General features: G+C 53.9%; 23 protein-coding genes and 1 pseudogene. 12 read left to right on the top strand and 12 right to left on the bottom strand.

Going from position 1 to position 23391, the window contains the following annotated elements; genetic code table 11:
* The first annotated feature begins 5 nt into the window (after nt 1-5).
* The 5 genes from rlpA (at nt 6) to lipA (ending at nt 4678) form a co-directional block, all read left to right on the top strand.
* Complete coding sequence (rlpA, locus tag ABU178_RS06175; RefSeq protein ID WP_397213003.1) at nt 6-1079, top strand: endolytic peptidoglycan transglycosylase RlpA; 1074 nt, start codon at nt 6-8, stop codon at nt 1077-1079.
* A gap of 126 nt (nt 1080-1205) precedes the next feature.
* Entirely contained in the window at nt 1206-2417 is a 1212-nt protein-coding gene (gene dacA / locus ABU178_RS06170) for a D-alanyl-D-alanine carboxypeptidase DacA (protein WP_397213001.1), read from the top strand.
* A 103-nt stretch (nt 2418-2520) separates the two neighbouring features.
* Nucleotides 2521-2784: a DUF493 family protein YbeD gene (gene ybeD, locus ABU178_RS06165; RefSeq protein ID WP_397212999.1), complete on the top strand. Its 264-nt coding sequence runs from the start codon at nt 2521-2523 to the stop codon at nt 2782-2784.
* Nucleotides 2785-2882: 98 nt separating this feature from the next.
* A complete protein-coding gene (gene lipB, locus ABU178_RS06160; RefSeq protein ID WP_397212998.1) occupies nt 2883-3542 on the top strand; it encodes a lipoyl(octanoyl) transferase LipB in 660 nt (219 codons plus the stop codon).
* A 170-nt stretch (nt 3543-3712) separates the two neighbouring features.
* The gene (gene lipA / locus ABU178_RS06155) at nt 3713-4678 is read left to right on the top strand and encodes a lipoyl synthase (RefSeq protein ID WP_397212996.1); all 966 of its coding nucleotides are present in this window, start codon (nt 3713-3715) and stop codon (nt 4676-4678) included.
* Nucleotides 4679-4789: 111 nt separating this feature from the next.
* Here the strand turns inward: lipA and tatE are convergent, their stop codons facing one another.
* The 6 genes from tatE to ABU178_RS06125 form a co-directional block, all read right to left on the bottom strand.
* Nucleotides 4790-4993, bottom strand: a complete 204-nt coding sequence (gene tatE / locus ABU178_RS06150) for a twin-arginine translocase subunit TatE (RefSeq protein WP_397212994.1) — start codon at nt 4991-4993, stop codon at nt 4790-4792.
* Between the two features lie 119 nt (nt 4994-5112).
* A complete protein-coding gene (locus ABU178_RS06145) occupies nt 5113-5883 on the bottom strand; it encodes an amino acid ABC transporter ATP-binding protein (protein ID WP_397212992.1) in 771 nt (256 codons plus the stop codon).
* Nucleotides 5880-6842, bottom strand: coding sequence for an amino acid ABC transporter permease (locus ABU178_RS06140; protein ID WP_397212990.1), 963 nt, complete (start codon nt 6840-6842; stop codon nt 5880-5882). Before ABU178_RS06140 ends, ABU178_RS06145 begins: the two co-directional genes overlap by 4 nt.
* Nucleotides 6839-7726, bottom strand: coding sequence for an ABC transporter substrate-binding protein (locus tag ABU178_RS06135; protein WP_397212988.1), 888 nt, complete (start codon nt 7724-7726; stop codon nt 6839-6841). The genes ABU178_RS06140 and ABU178_RS06135 overlap by 4 nt, the downstream gene beginning before the upstream one ends.
* A 24-nt stretch (nt 7727-7750) precedes the next feature.
* On the bottom strand, nt 7751-8539 hold the full coding sequence (locus ABU178_RS06130; RefSeq protein ID WP_397215709.1) for a deaminated glutathione amidase: 789 nt from the start codon (nt 8537-8539) through the stop codon (nt 7751-7753).
* Between the two features lie 2 nt (nt 8540-8541).
* Nucleotides 8542-9501, bottom strand: coding sequence for a nitrate ABC transporter substrate-binding protein (locus ABU178_RS06125; protein ID WP_397212987.1), 960 nt, complete (start codon nt 9499-9501; stop codon nt 8542-8544).
* Between the two features lie 134 nt (nt 9502-9635).
* Between ABU178_RS06125 and ABU178_RS06120 the strand changes: the two genes are divergently transcribed.
* Nucleotides 9636-10991 (top strand): aminotransferase class I/II-fold pyridoxal phosphate-dependent enzyme, encoded by a 1356-nt coding sequence (locus tag ABU178_RS06120; protein ID WP_397212985.1) that lies wholly within the window; start codon nt 9636-9638, stop codon nt 10989-10991.
* Here ABU178_RS06120 and ABU178_RS06115 read toward each other — a convergent pair.
* From ABU178_RS06115 to ABU178_RS20350, 3 genes are all read right to left on the bottom strand, one after another.
* Nucleotides 10972-11400 carry a GNAT family N-acetyltransferase gene (locus ABU178_RS06115; protein WP_397212983.1) on the bottom strand — a complete coding sequence of 143 codons (429 nt, stop codon included), beginning with the start codon at nt 11398-11400 and terminating at the stop codon, nt 10972-10974. The two genes, ABU178_RS06120 and ABU178_RS06115, sit on opposite strands and share 20 nt — an antisense overlap.
* A 355-nt stretch (nt 11401-11755) precedes the next feature.
* Nucleotides 11756-11965 (bottom strand): transcription antiterminator/RNA stability regulator CspE, encoded by a 210-nt coding sequence (gene cspE, locus ABU178_RS06110; protein WP_397212981.1) that lies wholly within the window; start codon nt 11963-11965, stop codon nt 11756-11758.
* A 796-nt stretch (nt 11966-12761) separates the two neighbouring features.
* Nucleotides 12762-12845 carry a small membrane protein YohP gene (locus ABU178_RS20350; RefSeq protein WP_019105993.1) on the bottom strand — a complete coding sequence of 28 codons (84 nt, stop codon included), beginning with the start codon at nt 12843-12845 and terminating at the stop codon, nt 12762-12764.
* Between the two features lie 260 nt (nt 12846-13105).
* Between ABU178_RS20350 and ABU178_RS06105 the strand changes: the two genes are divergently transcribed.
* The 3 genes from ABU178_RS06105 to ABU178_RS06095 all read left to right on the top strand — a co-directional run bounded on the left by ABU178_RS06105 (nt 13106) and on the right by ABU178_RS06095 (nt 15751).
* Nucleotides 13106-13351 (top strand): hypothetical protein, encoded by a 246-nt coding sequence (locus tag ABU178_RS06105; protein ID WP_397212979.1) that lies wholly within the window; start codon nt 13106-13108, stop codon nt 13349-13351.
* A 111-nt stretch (nt 13352-13462) separates the two neighbouring features.
* Entirely contained in the window at nt 13463-14545 is a 1083-nt protein-coding gene (locus tag ABU178_RS06100; protein WP_397212978.1) for a malate/lactate/ureidoglycolate dehydrogenase, read from the top strand.
* 60 nt (nt 14546-14605) lie between these two features.
* Complete coding sequence (locus ABU178_RS06095; protein WP_397212976.1) at nt 14606-15751, top strand: iron-containing alcohol dehydrogenase; 1146 nt, start codon at nt 14606-14608, stop codon at nt 15749-15751.
* 49 nt (nt 15752-15800) lie between these two features.
* On the opposite strand, the pseudogene ABU178_RS06090 reads toward ABU178_RS06095, so the two are convergent.
* The 3 genes and pseudogenes from ABU178_RS06090 to ABU178_RS06080 form a co-directional block, all read right to left on the bottom strand.
* Nucleotides 15801-16622, bottom strand: a pseudogene (locus tag ABU178_RS06090) (Cof-type HAD-IIB family hydrolase).
* Nucleotides 16623-16733: 111 nt separating this feature from the next.
* Nucleotides 16734-17171 carry an RcnB family protein gene (locus ABU178_RS06085; RefSeq protein ID WP_397212974.1) on the bottom strand — a complete coding sequence of 146 codons (438 nt, stop codon included), beginning with the start codon at nt 17169-17171 and terminating at the stop codon, nt 16734-16736.
* A gap of 715 nt (nt 17172-17886) precedes the next feature.
* Nucleotides 17887-19554, bottom strand: a complete 1668-nt coding sequence (locus ABU178_RS06080; RefSeq protein WP_397212972.1) for a methyl-accepting chemotaxis protein — start codon at nt 19552-19554, stop codon at nt 17887-17889.
* A gap of 501 nt (nt 19555-20055) precedes the next feature.
* On the opposite strand from ABU178_RS06080, the gene ABU178_RS06075 reads away from it, so the two are divergent.
* The 3 genes from ABU178_RS06075 (at nt 20056) to ABU178_RS06065 (ending at nt 23296) form a co-directional block, all read left to right on the top strand.
* On the top strand, nt 20056-20184 hold the full coding sequence (locus tag ABU178_RS06075; protein WP_397212970.1) for a hypothetical protein: 129 nt from the start codon (nt 20056-20058) through the stop codon (nt 20182-20184).
* Between the two features lie 178 nt (nt 20185-20362).
* Nucleotides 20363-22267 carry a glucose PTS transporter subunit IIA gene (locus ABU178_RS06070; protein ID WP_397212969.1) on the top strand — a complete coding sequence of 635 codons (1905 nt, stop codon included), beginning with the start codon at nt 20363-20365 and terminating at the stop codon, nt 22265-22267.
* 33 nt (nt 22268-22300) lie between these two features.
* Nucleotides 22301-23296 carry a LacI family DNA-binding transcriptional regulator gene (locus ABU178_RS06065; protein ID WP_397212968.1) on the top strand — a complete coding sequence of 332 codons (996 nt, stop codon included), beginning with the start codon at nt 22301-22303 and terminating at the stop codon, nt 23294-23296.
* Nucleotides 23297-23391 lie beyond the last annotated feature (95 nt).

The following is a 23391-nucleotide window of genomic DNA, read 5'->3' as shown; positions in this document are numbered from 1 at the left end:
CGTACATGCGTAAGGACTGGCTTGGCATTGGATTGGCGACACTGTTACTGGCGGCGTGCAGCGCACCGGAACAGCAGCAGAACACGGCTCCGCCGCAACCTGCTTATAACGGACCGGTGGTAGAAATTCCCGGCGTGGAGCCGCGTTACGAACCCATCGATCCCAATACCAGCCAGGATTACAGCGTCAACGGTAAAAACTACCGTATTATCAAAAACCCGGCGAACTACAGCGAAGTGGGTCTGGCCGCCTGGTACGGCGACGACGCGCAAGGAAAACGCACCGCAACCGGCGAGACCTTTGATCCTGAAGCCCTGAGCGCCGCGCATCCGACGCTGCCGCTGCCGAGTTATGTACGCGTGACGAATCTGGCCAACGGTCGTCAGATTGTGGTGCGCGTTAACGATCGCGGTCCCTATGAGCCTGGTCGCATTATCGATCTGTCCCGCGCCGCCGGCGATCGCCTCAATCTCTCCAACAACAGCCGCGTGCGCCTCGATTATATCGCGGTTGCGCCCGACGGCTCGCTTTCCGGCCCCGGCACCATCGGAACGCGTGTAGCGAAACAGAGCTATGCGCTGCCGCCGCGTCCCGATCTCGGCGGTGGCATGGTGATGACAGGCGGCAGCGCTGCGGCGCCTGCTTCTGAAGCCGACACGCGTCCGGTTGATAACAGTACGCTGCAAAGCGGCGACAACATGGGCGCGCCGGTGCACAGCAGCGGCTTTCTCGGCGCGCCGCAGCCGTTAGCCAACGGCGTGCTGGAAGGCAGCGAACCGACGCCTGCGCCGGTAGCGGCCAGCAGCGCAGCGGCGACGCCGTCTGCCGGTGCCGCGCAGCCGGTCGCAGGCTACGTGGTGCAGGTGGGCGCACTGAACGATCCTGCGCGCGCGCAACAGCTTAAAAACAGTCTGAGTCAGCGCTTTGGCGTGCCGGGTACGGTCGAAGCCAACGGCTCAGTGTGGCGCGTCCAGCTTGGCGGCTACAAGACACGCGCTGAAGCCACTGCCTTGCAGCAGCGCCTCGCCAGTGAAGCGCAAATGTCATCCTTTATCACCACGACCCGTCATGCTATGTAAGGCTTTGCGCGGCATGGTGTTAACGCGTTACAACAAAATCGCCGGGCAAGATGCCTGTAAAACAGGCATTTGCTATAGTAAGGCACTTCTTTAACCTTTAACCCCACGGATGTTGTAGTCCCTAACATGAATACGCTGAAACCCTCTCGTTTCCTGAAACGCCTGACAGTGGGATCACTGATCGCCTTTTCACTCAGCCATGCTGCCATTGCTGATGATGTCAATCTCAAGACCATGATTCCGGGTGTGCCGGACATTGATGCCGAAGCGTATGTCCTGATCGACTATCACTCAGGGAAAGTGCTGGCGGAAAAGAATGCCGATGCACGCCGCGATCCGGCCAGCCTGACCAAAATGATGACCAGTTATGTGATTGGTCAGGCGGTGAAAGCTGGAAAAATTCATCAGGACGATATCGTTACCGTGGGTCAGGATGCCTGGGCGACCGGCAACCCGGTATTTAAAGGCTCCTCGCTGATGTTCCTGAAACCAGGCGATCGCGTGCCGGTTTCGCAGCTGACGCGCGGCATTGTGCTGCAATCCGGCAACGATGCCTGTGTGGCGATGGCGGATTACGTCGCGGGCAGCCAGGATGCGTTTGTTGGTCTGATGAACAACTACGTGAAGGCGCTGGGCCTGCAAAATACCCATTTCCAGACCGTTCATGGCCTGGACGCCGATGGTCAGTACAGTTCAGCGCGTGATATGGCGCTGATCGGCCAGGCGCTGATTCGCGATGTGCCTGAAGAGTATGCGGTTTACAAAGAGAAAGAGTTCACCTTTAACAACATTCGCCAGACGAACCGCAACGGTCTGCTGTGGGATACCAGCCTGAACGTGGACGGCATCAAAACGGGCCACACCAGCTCTGCCGGTTACAACCTGGTGGCATCTGCAACCGAAGGTCAGATGCGTCTGATCTCGGCGGTACTGGGCGGCCATACCTATAAAGGCCGTGAAATTGAGAGCAAGAAGCTGCTGACCTGGGGCTTCCGCTTCTTTGAAACGGTGGCACCGTTGAAGGAAGGCAAAGAGTTCGCCTCAGAGCCGGTCTGGTTTGGCAACAGCGATCGCGTTCAGCTGGGCGTGGATAAAGATGTCTACCTCACCATTCCCCGTGGCCGCATGAAAGATCTGAAAGCGAGCTACGTGCTGAGCAACACTGAACTGCATGCGCCGCTGAAGAAAAGCCAGGTGGTAGGCAGCATCAACTTCCAGCTGGATGGCAAAACCATCGATCAGCGTCCGCTGGTGGTGCTGAATGAAGTACCGGAAGGCGGCTTCTTCAGCCGCATCGTCGACTATATCAAGCTGATGTTCCATCACTGGTTCGGCTAAAGGATCGTGTGGCGGTTGAAAAATCACCACACTGGCCCGATTAAAAGGTAATATATCTGCTCCCGCTCCGGCGGGAGCCTGTTTTTTATGCACCGGAGTCAATATGAAAACCAAACTGAATGAGCTGCTCGAATTCCCTACCCCCTTCACCTATAAAGTGATGGGTCTGGCGCAACCGGAGCTGGTTGATCAAGTGGTTGAGGTGGTGCAGCGTCATGCGCCCGGCGATTATTCTCCTGAGATAAAGCCGAGCAGCAAAGGCAACTATCACTCCGTTTCCATCACCATCAACGCTACCCATATCGAACAGGTTGAAATCCTGTATGAAGAGCTGGGCAAAATCGACATTGTTCGTATGGTGCTCTAAGCCCTCCTGGCTGCGCAGCGCCTTAATCGGCAAAGGGAGTTGGTCTTGCCCTTTGCCGACGTTATACTCACCTTCTTATCCCTAACCGGACCGTCGTTTTGTCAGCAAATACTCTTCTTGTTCGTCAGTCAGGTTTGCGCGACTGGCAAACCGTCTCCGAAGCCATGCACCAGTTTACCGATCGGCGCGACAGCAACAGCGCGGATGAAATCTGGCTGGTTGAACATTTCCCGGTATTTACCCAAGGCCAGGCGGGTAAAGCGGAGCATTTGCTCATGCCCGGCGATATCCCGGTGGTGCAGAGCGATCGCGGCGGTCAGGTGACCTATCACGGTCCCGGCCAGCAGATCATGTACGTGCTGGTGGACATCAAGCGCCGCAAGCTGGGAATACGCCAGTTGGTGACCGCGCTGGAAGAGACGGTAATCGCCACGCTGGCTCACTTTGGCATCACCGCGCGCGCGCGCGCGGATGCGCCGGGCGTATATGTCGGCGAGCAGAAAATTTGCTCGCTGGGCCTGCGTATCCGTAAAGGTTGTTCGTTTCACGGGCTGGCGCTGAACGTCGCCATGGACCTCGAGCCTTTTTTGCGAATCAATCCCTGCGGCTATGCCGGTATGACCATGACGCAGTTGAGCGCGCTGAAACCCGGCGTTACGCCGCAGGATGTGCAGCCGTTGTTAATCGAGGCATTCGCCCGCCTGACCGGCTATGAAAACATTGAGTGGCGGCCGGCTGATGAGAATCCGCTGCTTTAACTGCGCGTGCGCTTTTACAAATTTGTAACCTGACGCACGCCACAGCGGCTGCTTCCTGGCCGGTAAAATGATATAGTTTTTGCAAATTTTTCAAAAAAAGTTGAAAGCGTCGTTCTCAGCTTGAGTGAGGAAGCTTTCAAATCGCAATCCCGACCGGAACCTGCAGATTTATGAGTAAACCAATTCAGATGGAACGCGGCGTCAAATATCGCGACGCAGACAAAATGGCGCTGATCCCGGTAAAAACGGTGGTCACCGAACGGCAGGAGCTGTTACGCAAGCCTGAATGGATGAAAATCAAACTTCCCGCTGACTCCAGCCGTATTCAGGGTATCAAAGCGGCGATGCGCAAAAACGGTCTGCACTCGGTGTGTGAAGAGGCTTCCTGCCCCAACCTGGCAGAATGCTTTAACCACGGCACCGCGACCTTTATGATTCTGGGCGCCATCTGTACCCGCCGCTGCCCGTTCTGCGACGTGGCGCATGGCCGCCCGAACGCGCCGGACGTTGGTGAGCCGCAGAAGCTGGCTCAGACCATAGCTGATATGGCGCTGCGCTATGTGGTGATCACCTCGGTGGATCGCGACGATCTGCGTGACGGCGGCGCACAGCACTTTGCCGACTGCATCACTGCCATTCGTGAAAAAAGCCCGTCGATTAAAATCGAGACGCTGGTGCCTGACTTCCGTGGTCGTATGGATCGCGCGCTGGAGATTCTCAACGCCACGCCGCCTGATGTCTTTAACCACAACCTGGAAAACGTGCCGCGCGTTTACCGCCAGGTACGTCCCGGTGCGAACTACGACTGGTCGCTGAAACTGCTGGAGCGCTTTAAAGAAGCTCATCCGGAGATCCCGACCAAATCAGGTCTGATGGTGGGATTAGGCGAAACCAATGCGGAAATCATTGAGGTAATGCGCGACCTGCGTCGCCATGGCGTGACGATGCTGACGCTGGGACAATATCTCCAGCCGAGCCGCCATCACCTGCCGGTACAACGCTACGTCAGCCCGGCTGAATTTGATGAGATGAAAGAAGAAGCGCTGGCGATGGGCTTTACCCATGCCGCCTGCGGTCCCTTTGTCCGCTCTTCTTATCATGCGGATATGCAGGCTAAAGGCCTGGAAGTGAAGTAATACTCGCTCCGCCATTACGCGCCCAAAACAAAACCAGACTGCATGGCAGTCTGGTTTATCATCTTTGCATTCGACACAAAAATTTACATTTAATGACGAAGAAAGCGGAGATTATTCTTTGTGGGTAACGCGTTCTGCCGGAACGTCTTCTGCGGTGCTTTTAGCTGCGGCGGGTTCATCATCTTTCATGGCTTTTTTGAAGCCTTTGATTGCGGAGCCCAGATCGCCACCCAGTGAACGTAACTTATTGGTGCCAAAAAGCAGTACGATGAGCGCACCGATGATCAGCAGTTTGGCAATGCTGATACCTTCCATACTTTACCTTTTAACCTCAGCGAAAATCAGTAGCTGTTATTTACGCGCAGTTTAACGCGCGCGACAACTGCAATCTGTAACAGAGTACGATCGGTCGCCGCCAGCGACGACCCGGTTTATCAGATAAAACGGCTGAGAAACGCTTGGGTACGTGGGTGACGCGGATTGCCAATCACCTGTTCCGGTGGCCCCTGCTCCACCACCACGCCGCCGTCCATAAACACCACGCGGTCGGCCGCTTCGCGCGCAAAGCCGATCTCATGCGTCACCACAATCATCGTCAGTCCCTGATCCGCCAACGTGCGCATCGTCGCCAGCACTTCGCCGACCAGCTCCGGGTCGAGCGCGGAGGTTGGCTCGTCAAACAGCATCAACGTCGGCTTGATGGCTAACGCGCGGGCGATAGCCACGCGCTGCTGCTGACCGCCTGACAGATGACGCGGCCAGGCGTCAGCCTTATCACTCAACCCCACCGTCGCCAGCAGCGCTTTAGCGTGCGTCATCGCCTCATGACGCGGGAACTTATGCACGCCAATCGGTGCCTCGATAATGTTTTGCAGCACCGTCATATGGGGATAGAGGTTGAATTGCTGAAACACCATGCCGATTTTCTGCCGTTGATGGGCGATTTTACGCGGCGACAGCCGATGCAAAATTCCTTTCTTCAGCTCATAACCGACCTGATCGTCCCCGACCATAATCGAACCGGCATTCATATCTTCCAGATGGTTAATACAGCGCAGGAAGGTTGATTTCCCCGAGCCGGACGGCCCGAGAATCACCACCACTTCGCCAGGAAACACATCAAGGTCGATGCCTTTCAGCACCTCATTGTCGCCGTAGCTTTTCTGTACGTTACGTGCCCGTACCAGCGGCTGAGCAGTGGTCATAGATCCTCCTTCTGTACCAGCGTGCGATTTCCCACCGGCTCAGCGGCGCTCTTATCGCGTTTCACCATCGTCACCGTGCGTTTGGTGCCGCGGGCGTAGTAGCGCTCAATGGCCGACTGCCCCATATTCAGCACAGAGGTGATAAAGAGATACCAGATGACCGCCACCATCAGCATCGGGATAATTTCAAAGGTGCGGTTATAGACTGACTGCACCGAGTAGAGCAGGTCGCCCATCGCAATCACGCTGACCAGCGAGGTGGCCTTGATCATGCTGATCAGCTGGTTGCCGGTTGGCGGAATAATCGAACGCATCGCCTGGGGGATAATAATGCGACGCAGGGCGCGCGTCCGGCTCATACCAAAAGCCTGAGTCGTTTCTACCTGGCCATTATCCACCGACAGCAGACCGGCGCGAATAATCTCCGCCATATAGGCCGCTTCATTCAGCGCCAGGCCCGCAATCGCGGCCGTTAGCGGCGTGATCAGATCGTTGGTGTTCCAGCTGGCGAAGGTGATGCCTGTCCAGGGCAAAGCGATCGACAGCGTGGGAAACAGCGTCGACAGGTTGTACCAAAAAATCAGCTGCACCAGCAGCGGCGTACCGCGAAAGAACCAGATGTAAAGCCCTGAGAGGCCGCGCAGCAAGCGGTTCTCCGACAGCCGCCATACCGCCAGCAGCAAACCGATCAGCACGCCGAGGATCATAGAAACAACCGTCAGACCCAGAGTGACCTGTAGGCCCTTCAGCACCGAGGCCTCGGTAAACCATTGCAGCACCACTTTCCACTCAAAGTTGGGGTTAGTCGCCACCAGCCAGAGAAAGTTGGAGGCGATAACCAGCACCACAATCCAGGAGACCCAGCGCCCGTAGGTCGGGGCGCTGCGGGCAAAAGCGACGTCGCGCTGTTGCACGTCGGCCTTATCCGTGGCTCGAGAATCGTTGGTGTCTACATTCATTTTGCGACCCCTTTCGCCAGATTACGTCCCGGCTCGTTGATCATATTGCCGTCCAGCTTCCACTTTTTCATGATGGCTGCATAGGTGCCGTTCTTATACAGCTCGCGATAGGCATCCAGCACCACATTGCCCAGCTCCGAGCCTTTCGGCACCACGGTTCCCTGGAAAATATCGCCGAAGCCGTTTTTCTGCCCTTTGCCCGACAGCTCCAGCTGCCCGTTGGCCTGCTCAACAAAATAGGTCAGCGGCGCCTGCGAGGAGAAGAAAGCGTCAGATCGTTTCGAACGCACCGCCAGAATCGAGGAAGGCTGATCGGTAAAGGATTGTACCGTCACCGCGGGCTTACCGGCCTCGGTACAGGCCTGCGACTGTTTACGGATCACCTGCTCGGCGGAACCCGCCGCCATCACCGCGATGCGCTTGCCGCAGGTATCTTCAAGGCCGTTAATGCCAGATGGATTACCTTTCTGCACGCCAAACACCACAAACTCCTGCACGAAGTCGATAAAGTCCACTTTCTGCTGACGATCCGGGTAGTCGCCAATCGGTCCTACAGCCAGCTGATAGCGGCCGGAGTTGATGCCAGCCAGCACGCCCGACAGTCCGCTGACGGTTGCGTGCTCAATCTTCACGCCCAGCAGTTCGCCCAGCGCGCTGGTCAGATCGGCAGACGCGCCATCCATGGAGTGCGGCCCGTTCACGATCTCATAGGGAGGAAAAGATCCGTTGTTAACGGAGATCATTTTGCCCGCGGTTTTGATCGCCGCCGGCAGACGATCGTGCAGCGCCTGATCGACCTTCTGTGTGGGAATCTCTCCTGCGGCGTGGGCTAAAGTTGTAGTCAGCCCCAAAGCCAGTGTCAGTACGGTTGCGATTTTTTTCATTCTGTTTTCCCTATGCTGTCAGTGTTATTTCAATTCCGGCCGGGCAAAGCGACGGTTTTCCAGAACCGGCAGGACGCTGCGCGCATAAGCGATACGCTGAGGATCGAGATCGGCAAACACCAGTGCCGCCGACTCAGGCGCTTTGGCAATCGCTACGCCGAGCGGGTCGATCACCAGGCTGTTACCGATATTGCGTGGACCGCATTCCCCTACCGCCACCATGTAACAGGTGTTTTCCAGCGCGCGCGCCGTGGTGAGTAATTCCCAGTGCATCTCTTTCAGCGGGCCTTTCACCCAGGCAGCTGGCAGCACCAGCACGTCGGCGCCGTCCAGCACCAGACGACGCGCCAGTTCAGGGAAGCGCACGTCGTAGCAGGTCATCAGACCCACCTTCATCCCGGCGACCTCTACCAAAGGTGGGATTTCGTGGCCCGGCTTGACGCGCTGCGACTCCTGCATGGCGAAGGCATCATAAAGATGCAGCTTTTCATAGGCGGCGATGATGTCGCCGTTGCGAATGGCAATCAGCACGTTGAGCGCCTTTTCACCTTCGGTTGGCACATGCACGCTCATCATAGTGGTGAGCGTGTTGCCTTTACTGGCCGCCAGCAGCTGCGTCAGAAAAGGACCATCCAGCGGCTGCGCGGCTTTGAGCACCAGGTCAGGATCGGCGATATCACGCGCCAGTACCCCTTCCGGCATCACCAGCAGATCGGCGCCGCCAGCCAGTGCGTTGTTCATCAGGCCGATGCAGATATCGGCGTTTTCTTGCCATTCACGACTGACAGCAAATTGTCCCATTGCTACTTTCATCATCATTCTCCCTTGCCTGCCGCCGGAAACAGCGCCTCTGGCGTCAGCAACGTTTTGGTTAGCCCCTGCTGATAGAGTTCGTTAGCGAAATCAGCAATCATTTTCTTGTTTACGGCAAATCCATTCTGGTTCCAGTTAGCGGGTAAATCCTGCGCGGTGCGTCTCAGATCGTCGAGCAGCCAGGGCGTGGTATCCGCATATTTTTCCCGCTTCTGCATCCACATGACGTAAGAACGATCGATCAGCTCACTCAGCGCCTGCGGCAGCCAGGGATGTTCCTGCGCCAGCGCTGGTTTCATCGCCAGAATGTGCATTCCCGGCACATAACCGACACGATTGAAGTAATCCAGCTCCGCCTGATAAAAATCGGTCTGCAACTGACGCAAGCCGGATTCCGGCAGGAAAAAGCCCTGCGGCATAAAAGGCGTGAAAACCGCATCCAGTTCGCCCGCTTTCAGCAGATCGATCAGCGGACGTTCGCCTGGCGCGGCTTCAATCCGTCCCGGACGGCCAAACCCGGCCAGACGATCCACAATCGGATGATCTTCCGTGAGGCGACCAGCAAACCAGTAAGCATCGTCAATCTCCACGCCCGCCTCGCGCAGCACGGTTCGCGTCCAGGTATTGCCGGAGTCCTGCCAGCCGGTGACGCCGATTTTTTTGCCTTTCAGCTGGGCTGGCGTAGTGAGCGGGCTGTCGGCAGTGGTGATAATGCAGCGCTGGCGAAAGCCGCGCATCAGGAAATGCGGCAGACCCAGCAGGGATTCGTCGCCCTTCGCCCGTCCCTGCGCATAGCGGCTGAACGACACTTCACCGGCGTCGTACTGATCACTGGTGGCAATTTCATTGACCAATGTGCCGACACGATCAATCTTCAGCGTAAAGCCCTCAGGCTGAATATCGCCCAGCGCCAGCGGCGTAAAATAGTCCCAGTCGCGTACCGCCAGTCTGATGGTAACCATATCTCTCTTTTCTCCGTTTTTCGCAGCGATACTGTGCGCGCCTGATTATTCGCCAAATAGTGCTTGAATTTGATACTAAATCGGGAATACTAACTGAACAATAATTTCTTTGTTACTGAACAAAGGTTTTTCTTATGACGCAAACCGTGGATCTGCACTGGCTGTGCGAACAGATCACCGACGCCTCGGTAAAAGGCATTGCACTTGCTGCTTCGACACTGATTCGGGAAGGCCAGATTACGGTAGGGATGCAGATGCCGGCGGTACGCGAGCTGGCGGAAAAGCTGGGCATCAGCCCGGCCACGGTATCAGCCGCCTGGGCGCAGCTGAAAAAGCAAAAGGTACTGGCCGGTAAAGGGCGCAGCGGCGTATGGGTTTGCGGTGACACGGCAATGCCACGCCCGATTCGCTTCGAAAAAATTGGCAACTACGGTGAGAATATTCAGGCTGACCTGGCGCTGGCATCGCCGGATCCGGCGCTACTGCCCAATCTGCGGCAGGCGATGCTGGCTGGTCTCAATTCGCCGCAGCTCAACAGCTATCAGCGTGAACCTATCTCACCGCAGTTGTTGAAAGCCATTCAGCCGCGCTGGCCGTTTCCCGCTGAAGCCTTTCTGGCAGCTGACGGCGGGTTCGATGCGATGAATCTGATCGTACAAACGCTGGTCTCGCCGGGCGATCGCGTCATCATTGAAGATCCCACCGCTACCCGTCTGCTCGATATTCTCGATAATGTGGGCGCTGAAATTCTGCCGCTGCCCTGTGACAATCAGGGACCGCAGCCCGCCGAGCTGGCCTCGTTATTACAGAAAATGCCGGTGATGGTGATTTATCAGCCGCGCACCCATTCCGCTACCGGCCATACGGTAAGCCAGGCGCGCAGCGCGGCGCTGGCAGAGGTGCTGGCGGGCAGCAAAACGCTGATCGTTGAGGATGACGGTATTGGCGATCTCTCCGCCTGGCCGGTGTACAGCTTAGGTTGGCACTTTCCGGAACGTACGCTGCATGTCCGCTCGTTCTCCAAAGCCTATGGTCCCGATTTACGGCTGGCGGTGCTCTCCGGCACGGCAGAGATAGTGAAGCGTATTCAGGCGTGGCGAAATTTTGGCGTAAGCTGGACCAGCCGTATCTTGCAGGATGCCGTCGCCTGGATGCTGGGCGACAGCGCCACGCAGCAGCAGCTTCAGCACGCGCGTGGCCTTTATGCCGCCCGCCGTCGACGTCTGCTGGAGGCCTTAGCCAGTCGCGGCCTGGTGCTGCCTGAACGCGACGGTCTGAGTCTTTATATCCCGGTGGCTTCGGAGCAGTATGCGATGATTACTCTGGCGGCGCGCGGTATCGCAGTGCTGCCGGGCGAACGCTGTGGTATGGGAAGCAGACAGTTTATTCGTGTCAGTACCGCGATGTTTCCGGACGCTCAGCTGGATGTGATTGCCGATGCGCTGGTGATTGCGTCCGGGCGAGAAGTCGCTATGCGTGCAGACTTTTAATCTTATAGCTCGGCGATTCTGCGTAACCTTCGCGTTCATAAAACTGATTCGCCTTGATGCGCGAGATATGACAATGCACTTCCATGCGATCGCAGCCGCGCTGAATGGCCATCTCCTCCGCATAGCGAAGCAGCTGCTGGCCCATGCCTTTGCTGCGTTCGCTTTCGGCGATACAAAAATAACTGATACGGGCAAAATCTCCGGCCAGCGCCAGCTGCGGAATAAAGTGCATGGAAAGAAAACCCTGAACGCGCCCGCCATACTCAGCGACCAGCAGTATCTCATCCGGATGATTGCTTAACCGGGCGAGGCGCTGGTCGATAAAACTCTCGGTGCCGCCGTAACCTAACTCAGCCAGTAGTGCGCTCAGGGCAAAACTGTCTTTGGGCTGTGCCTGACGTATATTCATTCTTCCTCCAGAACAGGCTAAATCCTGTCGCTCAGTTATATAGCGTCCGCATCAAAAAAGCTGCAAGCAGGAATTGTTGTAATAATGTTACAAAGCTTTTATGTGACTGGCCCCGCAGATCGTGCTGTTTGAGCAGCTTCCTCATCGGGCATTAATGTGAACTTAATCTTACTGAGGGATGCTCTCTGCTTCACTGTAGAGAGAGAATAAAGATGCAAGCGATGATGCCAAAAACCCTGACCGAATATTTTGCTGTCGCCGTGGGCCTTGCTACCTTTGTCGCCTGGCTGTGCTGCTGGTTACAGGCATAAAAAAACCCGCCAGAAGGCGGGTTTTTAGAATTCTGTCTGTACAGTTACAGAGGAGTAACGTTAGCAGCTGACGGGCCTTTAGCACCCTGAGTGATTTCAAACTCTACCTGCTGACCTTCAGCCAGGGTTTTGAAACCATTGCTCTGGATAGCAGAGAAGTGACAGAACACGTCCGCTCCACCATTTTCCGGAGTAACGAAACCGAATCCTTTGGATTCATTAAACCACTTAACTGTACCTTTAATCTTGGACATCTATATTACCTTTACATGAAAAAAAGGACACTAAACTGTGTCGCTGTCTAGTACAGCAATTGCGGTGACATTTGTCCAGTAAGAATTGACGAAAACTTGATAAATGTCGCCTTTTTTAGCGTAAAGCGGGTTTGTGTCCCGTCGGACGGCGCGGAATGGCAATATTACCAGCCGACCCAAACATTATTATTATCATAAATGATTATGAAATAAGTAATTTATATATTATTACGCACTTCACCCATCAGGCCTGCTGCGGATCTCTCCCCTTTATTTGAATTTTCCTGTTGTGAAGCGAAGCGGCAGGCATAGGGCCTGTAACAGCCAAAAAAGGAAATTGCAGAATAGCGCGACTCACATTAATCCATTGATTTAAATCATGGAAAAAACGCTTTTGCCTAAAAATCAACCAACAAAGACAACGAAAATTTGAGTTAATGCTTAATTTTCATAGCGTTAAACATCTTTGTTTCGCAGATAAACAAATTAGAGGAATTTATAGATCCTGTTGCTGATTTTGATAAGATTCATCTCACAACAGCACAAGGAAGGATACCTCAGGAAATGGTAATGAAAATTCGCTGCACCTGTTGCGGCAGTGCAAAGTTTATATTCACAGCCAGTAAACCGGCGGGAAACAGACACCACGGCGCCTGTTGCGCACGCTGTCGCAAACCGCTCGGCGCCGAAGATTTGCTGCCCAATACCACCGTTGACCCTATTGCGCGCTGTCTGTTAGGGCAGCAAAAGCTCCGTTAAAGCAGTACGGGCACCCAATCGCTAAGTGCCCGCTTGTTCAGAATATCAGCTTGAAAACCCCTGTCAGCGTGAGTAAACCGACGATAAAAATGATGGCGATAATCCACAATATTATTTTCATCTCTTGCTCCCTTTTCCTGATTAATTAATGCGTTCCGTTAGCCAGTATAGATGAAACTTTTATGTTCGCTGGAAAGCGCAGCGGAACAGCATAAATCGTTGTGGCTTCGTTTAATTTTCAGAAATTTCTGCGAGCACGATCGCAGCTGCGGAGATTTCTCAGCTTTTGCGCTTCGTTCGCACAGGGATTGATTACTAAACTTGAAGTGGCATAGACAGCCTTAATTACTATGGCCGTCAAAAAAGTAACAAGGAGATCTTATGAGCACGATTAATACCAGCATGGGACGTTACAGCCTGAAGGCAAAAAATACTGGCGATTATATTAAAGGGACGATTGCTATCAATGACGAAGGCGGCTCACAGCTTACCATGCAAGAGTTTGAAGAACATTATCTTGATGATGTAGTCAATAACGTGATCTACCCCGTAACAGGAGGCAATCGCCATATCGCCCGCGCGCTGCGCGAACAAATGGAAAAAGCGGGGTTTGGACAACCGCATTAAACTGCCCGGGCCACATGATGTGGCCCTTTTCTTCGTAGCAATCATCACTTGCTGTTGTTATGTTTTCCACGCAGGATTAAAAAATCCCCAACGGAAAAGGAGAATAACAACGTGAGTACGCTCTACCGTATCGATTCCGTTCACCTGCATCAGTTTGTGCAGGCTATTTGGTGCCATGCCGGCAGCAAAGCCGACGAGGCGCGTTTAGTCGCCGACCATCTGGTTGCCGCCAATCAGGCCGGGCACGATTCCCATGGCGTCGGCATGATCCCCAGCTATATGGCTTCCCTGACGCAGGGACATCTGCAACTCAATCAGCATCCCAGCATTGTAAAAGATGCTGGCGCCGTGCTGACGCTGGATGCGCATCAGGGTTTTGGCCAGGTCGCCGCCAGGGAAGCGATGCAGCACGGCATCGCCAGAGCGCAAAAGCTGGGCATCGCCGCCGTAGGCTTACATCATTCCCACCATATTGGCCGCATCGGGCACTGGGCGGAACAGTGTGCGGAAGCGGGCTTCGTCTCTTTCCATTTCGTCAATGTGATGGGCGATCCGATGGTAGCCCCGTTCGGCGGCAGCGATCGCCGCTTCGGCACCAATCCTTTCTGCGCGATTTTTCCCCGCCGCGGTCATAAACCTCTGCTGCTCGATTTTGCTACCAGCGGTATCGCCTTTGGTAAGACACGCGTGGCGTGGAACAAAGGGGTAGAAGTTGCGCCAGGCTATTTGATCGATCATCAGGGCAAAGGCACTACCGATCCCGGCGTGATGCATCAACCGCCGTACGGCTCGCTGCTGCCGTTTGGCCTGCACAAGGGCTACGCGCTGGCGACGATGTGCGAAATTTTAGGCGGCGCGCTTTCGGGCGGTCGCACCACGCATGATGAGACCTTACAAACCGGCAACGACGCTATTTTCAACTGCATGACGACCATTATCCTGAATCCCGATGCCTTTGACGCCCCCGCCATGCATCAGGAAGCCGAAGCCTTTCTTGACTGGGTGAAGCGATCGCCGCAGAGCGGATCTGAGCCGATTCAGGTGCCGGGCGAATGGGAAGAGGCAAACCGCCGGGAGCGTCAGGAGAACGGCATTCCGCTTGATGCAAACAGCTGGGAGCAAATCTGTCAGGCAGCGCTTCAGGCAGGTATGCCCGCTGACGAGCTGGCCGCTTTTCGCATGCTGGTGAAATAATCACGGATAAGGCATGCTCAGTGAGAGTGATAACCCTTTTCATCAACCAAGGATGCGCAGGTGAGCGAGAATCTGAGTGAGCTGTACAGTAATCAACAAACCCTGTTCGGTCGCGGCAGTCTGGCAAAGCTGGTTCCGTTGTTGTCAGCCCAGCCGCTGCCAACGCTACTGTTTTGCGGACGATCTTTTTTGCAAAGCCAGACCTTCGACCAGATGAAAGCCGCGCTGAATGCGCAAATTATCGGTTATGAAATTGTCAGTCATGAGGCTTCCCCAGACGAGATCGATGCCTGGGTGACGCGCTGGCGCGGTCATGTCGATCGCGTGGTGGCGATTGGCGGCGGCAGCGTGCTGGATGCCGCGAAAGCCTTCAGCGCGATGATCCAACATCCCTTGCCCACGGCGCGCTATCTGGAAAAGGTAGGCGATACGCCGCTCCAGCCGGTCACCCTGCCGCTGATCGCCATCCCCACCACTGCCGGTACTGGCAGTGAAGTGACGCAAAATGCCGTAGTGACCGATCAGCATCTGATTAAGGTAAAGGCCTCACTGCGTCATCCCGTTTTTGTACCGCAAACCGCGATTCTCGATCCGGACCTGCTGAAAGGCGCAACGGATCACATCCTGGCCAGCTGCGCCATCGATGCCTTTACCCATCTGTTTGAGGGTTATCTGTCACGCAAAGGCAATCTTTTCACACGTCAGTTTGCGCTCAACGGCATGCAGCAGTTTGCCCGCGCCTGGCCGGCGCTGAACCGTGACGATGCGGAAGGCGACAGCGCGCGCGAGGCAATGATGATGGCCTCCTGGCTTGGCGGTGTTACCTTGAGCATGGCGGGCTTAGGCGTGATTCATGGTATTGCAGGCGAGCTGGGCGCCATCAAGCCGTTTCATCATGGCGAAGCCTGCGGCCGCCTGCTGTTCCCCTTTCTCGATCTGCTGGAAAGCCATCAGGATCCGCAGCAACAGCAGCTCATGCAGACGTTGCAGCAGGCGCTGTTTAACGTCACCAGCGAAGCGCCGGCGCGCCATCTGCGTGAGTGGCTGCAGAACCAGGCGATCTCGCCGTTCTGGCGAGATGGACCGACGCTGACCAGGGATGAAGTGACCTGGATTCTGACGCGCTCAAACAGCAAGAACTCGCTGGTGGAGTACAGCAAAGAGGAGCAGCGCCTGATGCTGGAACAGGCCTGGCGCGTGGTGTAACCTGGCCAGCATCAGCGCCAGGCTTTTGGCGCTGATGAATTATTTTGCGTTACCGAAACGGCGTCTCACCGGCCAACATCTGTTCAATGACCTGCAAAACGCCCTCCTCATTGTTGGAAGGCGCCTGATAACACGCGGCCTGCTTTACCCGCTGCGGCGCATTATCCATCGCGAAACTGTAACCAGACTGCACCAGCATTTCGAGATCGTTGCCGCCGTCACCAAAGGCGAGCACCTCATGATTTTCAATACCCCAGCGCTGCGCCAGCAGTTGCAGCCCGTGGGCTTTATGCAGGCCCGGCACAATAAGATCCACCGAGCCGTGACCGCTGGAGGTCGCCGCCGCTGCGCCCTGATGCAGACGTTCAATGTCCGCCATCAATATCGGCACATACTCATCCGATAAATTCAGTGCGAATTTAAACAGCTTATCGTCGATGTCATCGAGGCTGGCGACCTCCTGCAGACGATGGCAGTAGTGACGCATTTTGCTCAGCCAGCTTTCATCCGCGCCGGAGAAGTAATAAGCGCTGTTACGACCGGAAAGAAGGAATTTGAGTTCGGGATAGTGGCCCTGCTGCAATGTATCCAGCACGTGATCGACATCGTCACGGGAAAAGGAGCCGCAAAACAGCTCTTCACCGCCATCGATAATCAGCGCGCCGTTCTCCGCAACAAAGCTGATTTCATCGGCAATATCAGGAAAGAAGGATTTGAGTTGATAGTACTGATTTCCACTGGCGACCACGAACCTGATACCGCGTTCCTACAACCTCTGATAAAGCCTCTGAAACCGCGCGGTGTTGTAACGCTTTCGATCGTTAAGGAAAGTGCCATCCATATCAACAGCAACCATTTTCACAGCGGACATTATCACTCCTTATCAGCAAAACACGGGTTTGCTAAACAGGATAGCCTGGCAAGGGAGAAAAACAGAATGATGCAGAAGGGTTTGCGGATGGCCGCAGCCATCCGCAAGAAATTAATGATTTACTGCGCTGTGAAGAATGATTGAGGTAATCACGCCGGTTGCCGCGGCAATCAGCACATAGTTACCATCAATATTGGACCAGTACTCGCCGCGCGGCGGCTCATGCAGGCCGCGTTCACGCCAGTCATTGACACGGTAGCGATCGCTGCGGAATTCCTGGGGAGCCGTATGGCCGCGACGGAAATCGTGTCCGTTCCAGGCGAAGTGATCGCGGTTGCTGCTGTGATGCGCCTGCGAGCTGCCGCGATGATCATCATTACTATGCCCGCGATCGCCCGCTCCCTGACCATGCGCCTGTTGACGATCGTTGCCGCTCTGCTGCCATGGCTGTCCATGTTGATCGCCCGGACCTTCCGCCCAAGAGCCGGTTGAGAAAAATGTGCTGCATGCAATAAGTGAAGCCACAAGGCTCAGTGTTGTTTTTTTCATCGTCTTACCTCCAATGGTAACGGCTAATAACGTGCCGTTGAAAAGCACTATCCTCTATATGGGGAGCGAAAAGCATTTCCAAAAGTCTTAAAATCATTGGTCTTACAATAAATTACGCCGCCTTATCGATTTCTTAACATTTCTCTTGTTTTGACACACTTCTTTAAAAGCGAAATGCTATTTTTTAAACCGTGAGAGGGAGGAAATTACTATTTATGAACAAAATGCAATTAATAACTTCGACATAATAAATAGCGAAAAATATAATTTAATTACTGAAAAATAGTACCGAGGAATAATTAGCGGGCTTACTAAAAAATCAGAGGAAAAGCCCGATCGAAAGCGATCGGGAGCGGAGTTTCCATACCACCAAAACGGGGAAGGCCTTGTAAAATAAGGCAAAACTGAAGCACACAACGCCACATCACTAGCGCCGTCTAATAATAATACCACCCTGTTTTGAATAAAACCGTTAAAAAAGTTTTATCTAAAGAAAAATCAGCGCGTCAACCGGCATCGTCCTGAAATATTTTCAGGTTCAAATGAAGAGTTGAAAAATAAAGACGATTCCTATGGCAACATTGTTTGGAAATTGGTCTGTTCTCTGACCAATAACCGGGCAACGTTATTCGGCAAACCAATGTGTATGGAAATTAAAATGCAGGCCTGTCTCTGGTCAGCCATAACCCTGGCTGACCAGAATATAATCCTGACGTCAGAATGACTGCCAGTTTGCTTTAGCTTCAGCCATTGAAATCTGCGGCTCCCTGTTTTTTTCGCTTAATAACGATTTCCTGGGCATATTTACCGTTGGCATGGCCGCTGCATGCAGACGGAATACCGCAACGGCATCGTTAAGACGCCTCGCCTGCTCTTCCAGCAGCGCGGCGGCTGAAGAGGATTCCTGCACCAGCGCGGCATTTTGCTGCGTCACGCGATCCAGTTCTGATACCGCCACGCCAACCTGGGTGATGCCACGGCTCTGCTCATCGGACGCGGCAGAAATTTCGTCCATGATATCGCGCACCTGCTGAACAGATTTCATGATCCCCTGCATCGACTCTTCAGCCGCCACCGCCAGCTTCGATCCGCTACTGACGCGCACCGTTGACTCTTCAATCAGTCCTTTAATATCTTTTGCCGCCACTGCACTGCGCTGCGCCAGATTCCGCACCTCACCGGCGACAACCGCGAAACCTCGGCCATTTTCCCCGGCGCGCGCCGCTTCAACGGCGGCGTTCAGGGCCAGAATATTGGTCTGGAAAGCGATGCTTTCTATCACGCCAGTGATTTCGCCAATTTTTTTTGAGCTTTCTTCAATGCCATACATGGTTTTGATCACGCCATCAACAATGTTGCCGCCATTTTCTGCCGTTTCGGCAGCGGAGGTCGCCAGTTTTGCGGCCTGATGCGCATTGCTTGCATTGTGTTTTACCGTTGCGGTGATCTCTTCCATGCTGGCCGCCGTCTGCTCCAGCGACGCCGCCTGCTGCTCAGTACGCGAAGAGAGATCGGTATTACCGATAGCAATTTCGCTCACGCCAGAGAGTATGGTATCTGCGCCGCTGCGCACATTACCCACGGTACGGGTCAGCGAAGCCTGCATACGCGCCAGTCCCGCTTGCAGACGCCCCATTTCGGTACGGCTACCTGCATCCAACATAACCTGTTGGGTAAGATCGCCATTTTCGATACTGTCGATATGTTCCAGCGCCTGATTAAGCGGCTTTAACAACACGCGAGTGATGACCATCCAGCAGAGCGCAATAGCGGCAATCACCAGCAGCAGAATGCCGCACAGCAACCAGAGCATCCGGCTGAAGGTTTGGTAGCTCTCTTCCGCAGTCTGCTTTGATAGCCGGTTAGCGGCGGCGCGCCAGCGATCATAATCTGCCGCCATCGCCTGCTGCTTTGGTGCCGCATTGATTGAGAATAGCCCATCCATGTCGCGCTTTCCGGCGATCGCCATAAGCTGGTTCAGGGTGCTGTAATAGGCCTGATAGCTCTGTTCAAGCCTGGCAGTCAACTGAGGATCAAGACCGTGAAGGTTTTCGCCCTGACGGAAAATCTGAAACTGGTCGGCGGCAAGCTGTAACTGCTCTCGCCCATGGGACACCATACCTTCAACTTTCCCGCTATTTTGTCCCTCTTTCAGCAGCCAGAGCACGACGCGGTTAACGTCAGAACGTGCGGCATTCAGCGCATACCATGAGTTAGTCAAGGCATCCACTTTATCGCTGGAAGCGCTGGCGCTGATAAAGTTGTCTTTATCATTACTCAGCGAGTGCAGAAACAAGCCGCCGGAAAACAGCTGCAGCAGCCCAAATAAAATGATGCTCAGCAGCAAAAATGTCGACGTTTTAATACGACTAAAAACAGACATAACCATCCCTTATAATGTGATTTGCATCACATTTATCGGCCACTTTACCGGTAACATTAGTAGTATTGTCTCTCCCAGGCGGTGTTGCGCTCTTTTGAACAACCTGTAAAAAAGCGGCAAAAGTCACCCTGAATTTACGCCATTATGTATGTTGTAATTAAAATACAATCGGCAGACCTGTGTGAGAAAAACGTCGGCGGCCCGCGATGTTGCCAGGCAAGCGCCTGGTGAAATACGCTCCCCCGCAGTTGTACAATTACTTTTTGCCGGGCAAAAATTTTTTATATTCGGATCCTGAGGCCACAGTTTGCGAACAGAACATACTGCTCCCCGTTATGCTTTATAAAAATTCCTGGTCTATAATATTTTTACTATCAATCCTGCGTGCAAATTATATCCCGCTTAGCTTTAAGTTTTTTATTATCAGCTTGCATCAATTTTTAACTTAAAGTCGCGCTTATGCGGGGCTTTTTTGTGCCAGTGAAATAGCGGAAAGCCGTTATGCGTGACGGCTTTCCGGTGCGCTTCGGCACCTCTGCGCGCGGTATTGCGCAACATCCAAATGACGTTGTTAATTTTGCCCCGGCAGTGATGCACGGGGCTTTTTTTGTCTCTTCACGTCTGTTCTGAAAGATCTTTCAATGTGGTTCTTTAATAGAGTTTCAGGACCAAAATAATCTTTTTTCCCATTCTGGCTCGTGCAAGAAAATTGCGATAACAGCCACACTTCCTTATGAAACCGGTTGCAGGGTTATTGCGCACTGTTACGCTGAAACCGGTTTCTTAACTCAGGCGGCAGGGAGTGATAATGGGCAAGACAAGAGATTATTCCAGATTAGCAACTGATATCCTTAAAGAAACGGGCGGAGAAACGAACTTAATCAGTTTCTCACGCTGCGCAACCCGGCTCCGCCTGGTGCTTAAAGAAGTGCCTGCAAATGCGAGTGAAAATATCAAGCAGCTGCCGGGGGTGATTACCGTGGTGCTCAGCGGCGGGCAATTTCAGGTGGTTATCGGAACCCACGTTGCGGATGTTTATGACGCGCTTGCCGCAATAGTCGATCCCGATAAACTCCAACATAGCGGTGAGAAGAAACGCATTCTCGATACCGTTATTGCTACCATGTCTGCGGTTTTTGCGCCCATTATTTATGTCCTTGCAGCAGCAGGCATTCTGCAAGGGATCTTGATTACCGTTAATTATTTTCTGCCCGCGTTTCAGCAGACCGGGGCATTCAGTATCCTGAACTTTATTTCCTGGACGCCTTTTGCCTTTCTGCCGGTTTTTATCGCCATCACTGCCGCTAAGTTTTTCAAATGTAATACCTTCATCGCCTTGTTCTGCTGCTGCGCCCTGATAAATCCCGACTGGGCTACCCTCGCGGCGCAAATAGCGCAGGGCAAAGCTATGACCTTTTTGTCGCTTCCTTTGTCCGAGACGGTATATACCTCTTCAGTTTTACCGCCGCTTTTTCTGGTGTTAGCGCTTTCTTATCTGGAACGCTTTGTGGAACGCGTATTGCCGCAGGTTGTGGCTCCGCTTTTTACGCCGCTTATCTGCGCCGTGATCGTGGTGCCACTTACGCTGGTCCTTATCGGGCCGGTCACGTCAGGCCTCGCCAACGCAATTGCCATGGGATACAACTGGCTGTTTGAGACCGCGCCTGCGCTGGCGGCGGCGGTGATTGGCGGCTTATGGCAGGTGATTGTTATTTTCGGCGTTCACTGGGGAATTACGCCGGTGGTGATGGCGAACTTCGATATGCATGGCCGTGATTCATTCCAGGCTTTCCAGACCATGGCGGTGGTGGGACAAATGGCCGCCGCCTTTGCCTGCGCCTTAAAAGCGAAGCAGCGCGGTTTCAAAACGGTGGCGTACTCGGCGGGGCTGACCGGCGTATTCGGCATCACCGAGCCTGCGATTTATGGCGTGACGCTGAAGCTTAAAAAGCCTTTTATCTGCGGATGTATCGGCGGCACTCTCGGCGCTGTGGTTACCAGCCTTTTTGGCAGTTATTACTATGCCTATGCCGGTTTGCCGGGCCTGCTGACGATTGTGAACGCTATCAGCCCTGAAAATCCCATGTCTTTTATCGGCGAACTGACGGGCGTAGTGACGACCATTGTGGTAACCCTCGTTCTGGTTTTCCTGGTGGGCTTTAAAGAGCCGGTGACGAAGCAGGAAGAGGCGCGTCCCACGGACAAAGATGACGCAATCGCCCCCTCCCAGACCGCGATGACGCAGCCGACTCAACATGCTGTGGCTTTAATGCTGAGCAGCCCGGTCGCGGGCAAGGTGCTGCCTTTATCTGAGGTTAAGGATGAGAGCTTTTCCGGCGGCCTGTTGGGTGACGGGATTGCCATTCTGCCTGAAGATGACATCATTGTTTCTCCCTGCGACGCAGAAGTTGCTACCACGGTTGAAAGCCACCATGCTGTGGGCTTGCTCTGTAGCAACGGTGCGGAACTGCTCATTCATGTGGGGCTGGATACGGTAAAGTTAGGCGGGCAATATTTTTCGACCCTGGTAAAGGTTGGCGATAAGGTCAAAGCCGGGACGCCGCTAATCAGATTTCACAGACAGGCGATTGTTGAGTCTGGTTATGACTTAACGACCCCGTTTTTAGTGATGAACAGCGAGGATTACCAGATGACCAGACACGTTAATAGCGGGTCGGTGGCATCAGGCGCGCCGGTAATGTCGGTAAGCTAGCCGTTTTGCCAGGTTCCTTAAAGCGAGGATGTAATGGTTACAATGCTTGATGTTGCACGATGCGCCGGCGTGTCCAAATCGACGGTGTCTCGTGTATTAAATGGAAAAAATATCGTCAGGGAAGAGATCAAAGCAGTGGTGTATAAAGCCATTGAAGAAACCGGCTATCGACCTAACCTGCTGGCGCAGCAGTTGGCCACGCAAAAAACCAATATGATTGGTCTGGTGATCACCAACGATGTTTATAACGGACCATTTTTCTCGACGCTGGTTTATAACGCAGCAAAGTTTTGCGAAGAGCACGATCGCCGACTGATTTTTGCCGACGGCAAAAATTCTGCGGAAGAAGAGCTCAACGCTATCGATTTTCTGGTCCGGATGAAGTGCGCCGGAATCATGGTTTATCCACGACATATGAGCAGCGCGCAATTAGAAAAAACCGTCGCTGACAGTCCGGTTCCGGTCATTGTGCTGAATCATAAATTAACAGGACACGTCGATCGCGCCATCTTTATCGATCATTATCGTGGCGCTGAAATCATGATGGATTATCTGTTCAGTCAGGGTCATAAAAGAATCGCTTATATCCGCGGCAGGATGCCCTCCCCCAGTAACTCGGCTCGCCAGCAGGCCTGGCAGGATAAATTAATAAGCCAGGGGCAACAGGATTATGAAAAGCTGATTGCGCAGGGAAACTGGAGTATGGAAAGCGGTTATCAGGCAGCGCGGGAACTTATCAGCCGACAGGAAAACGTTACCGCTATCCTGGCCGGTAATGATGATATGGCGCTGGGAGCGATAAAGGCGTTGAAAGATCTTAACCTGGCGGTGCCGGAGGCGATTTCGGTGGCCGGGTTTGATAACGCAACGATAGGACATTACTTTTCGCCAGCGCTGACCACCCTCGATACGCCGCTCGATCAAATGGTAAAACGCGCGGTGGAGATTATTCTCGATCAGCCGCATGACGAGGGCGGTGACAGTTTGTGCGGAACGCTGGTAGTGCGGGAATCGGTGAGCCGGAGATAGTGGCTCATCTGCCAGACCCACCTCCATAAATTGCAGTCCAGAGCAAAATCAATAACCGGTTACGCATTAAAAGAGGGATTCAGAACGGTCTGTCA

It is taken from the genome of Pantoea osteomyelitidis (assembly GCF_044342975.1).
GTDB lineage: Bacteria > Pseudomonadota > Gammaproteobacteria > Enterobacterales > Enterobacteriaceae > Pantoea > Pantoea osteomyelitidis.
This window is presented reverse-complemented; position numbering and strand designations above follow the sequence as displayed.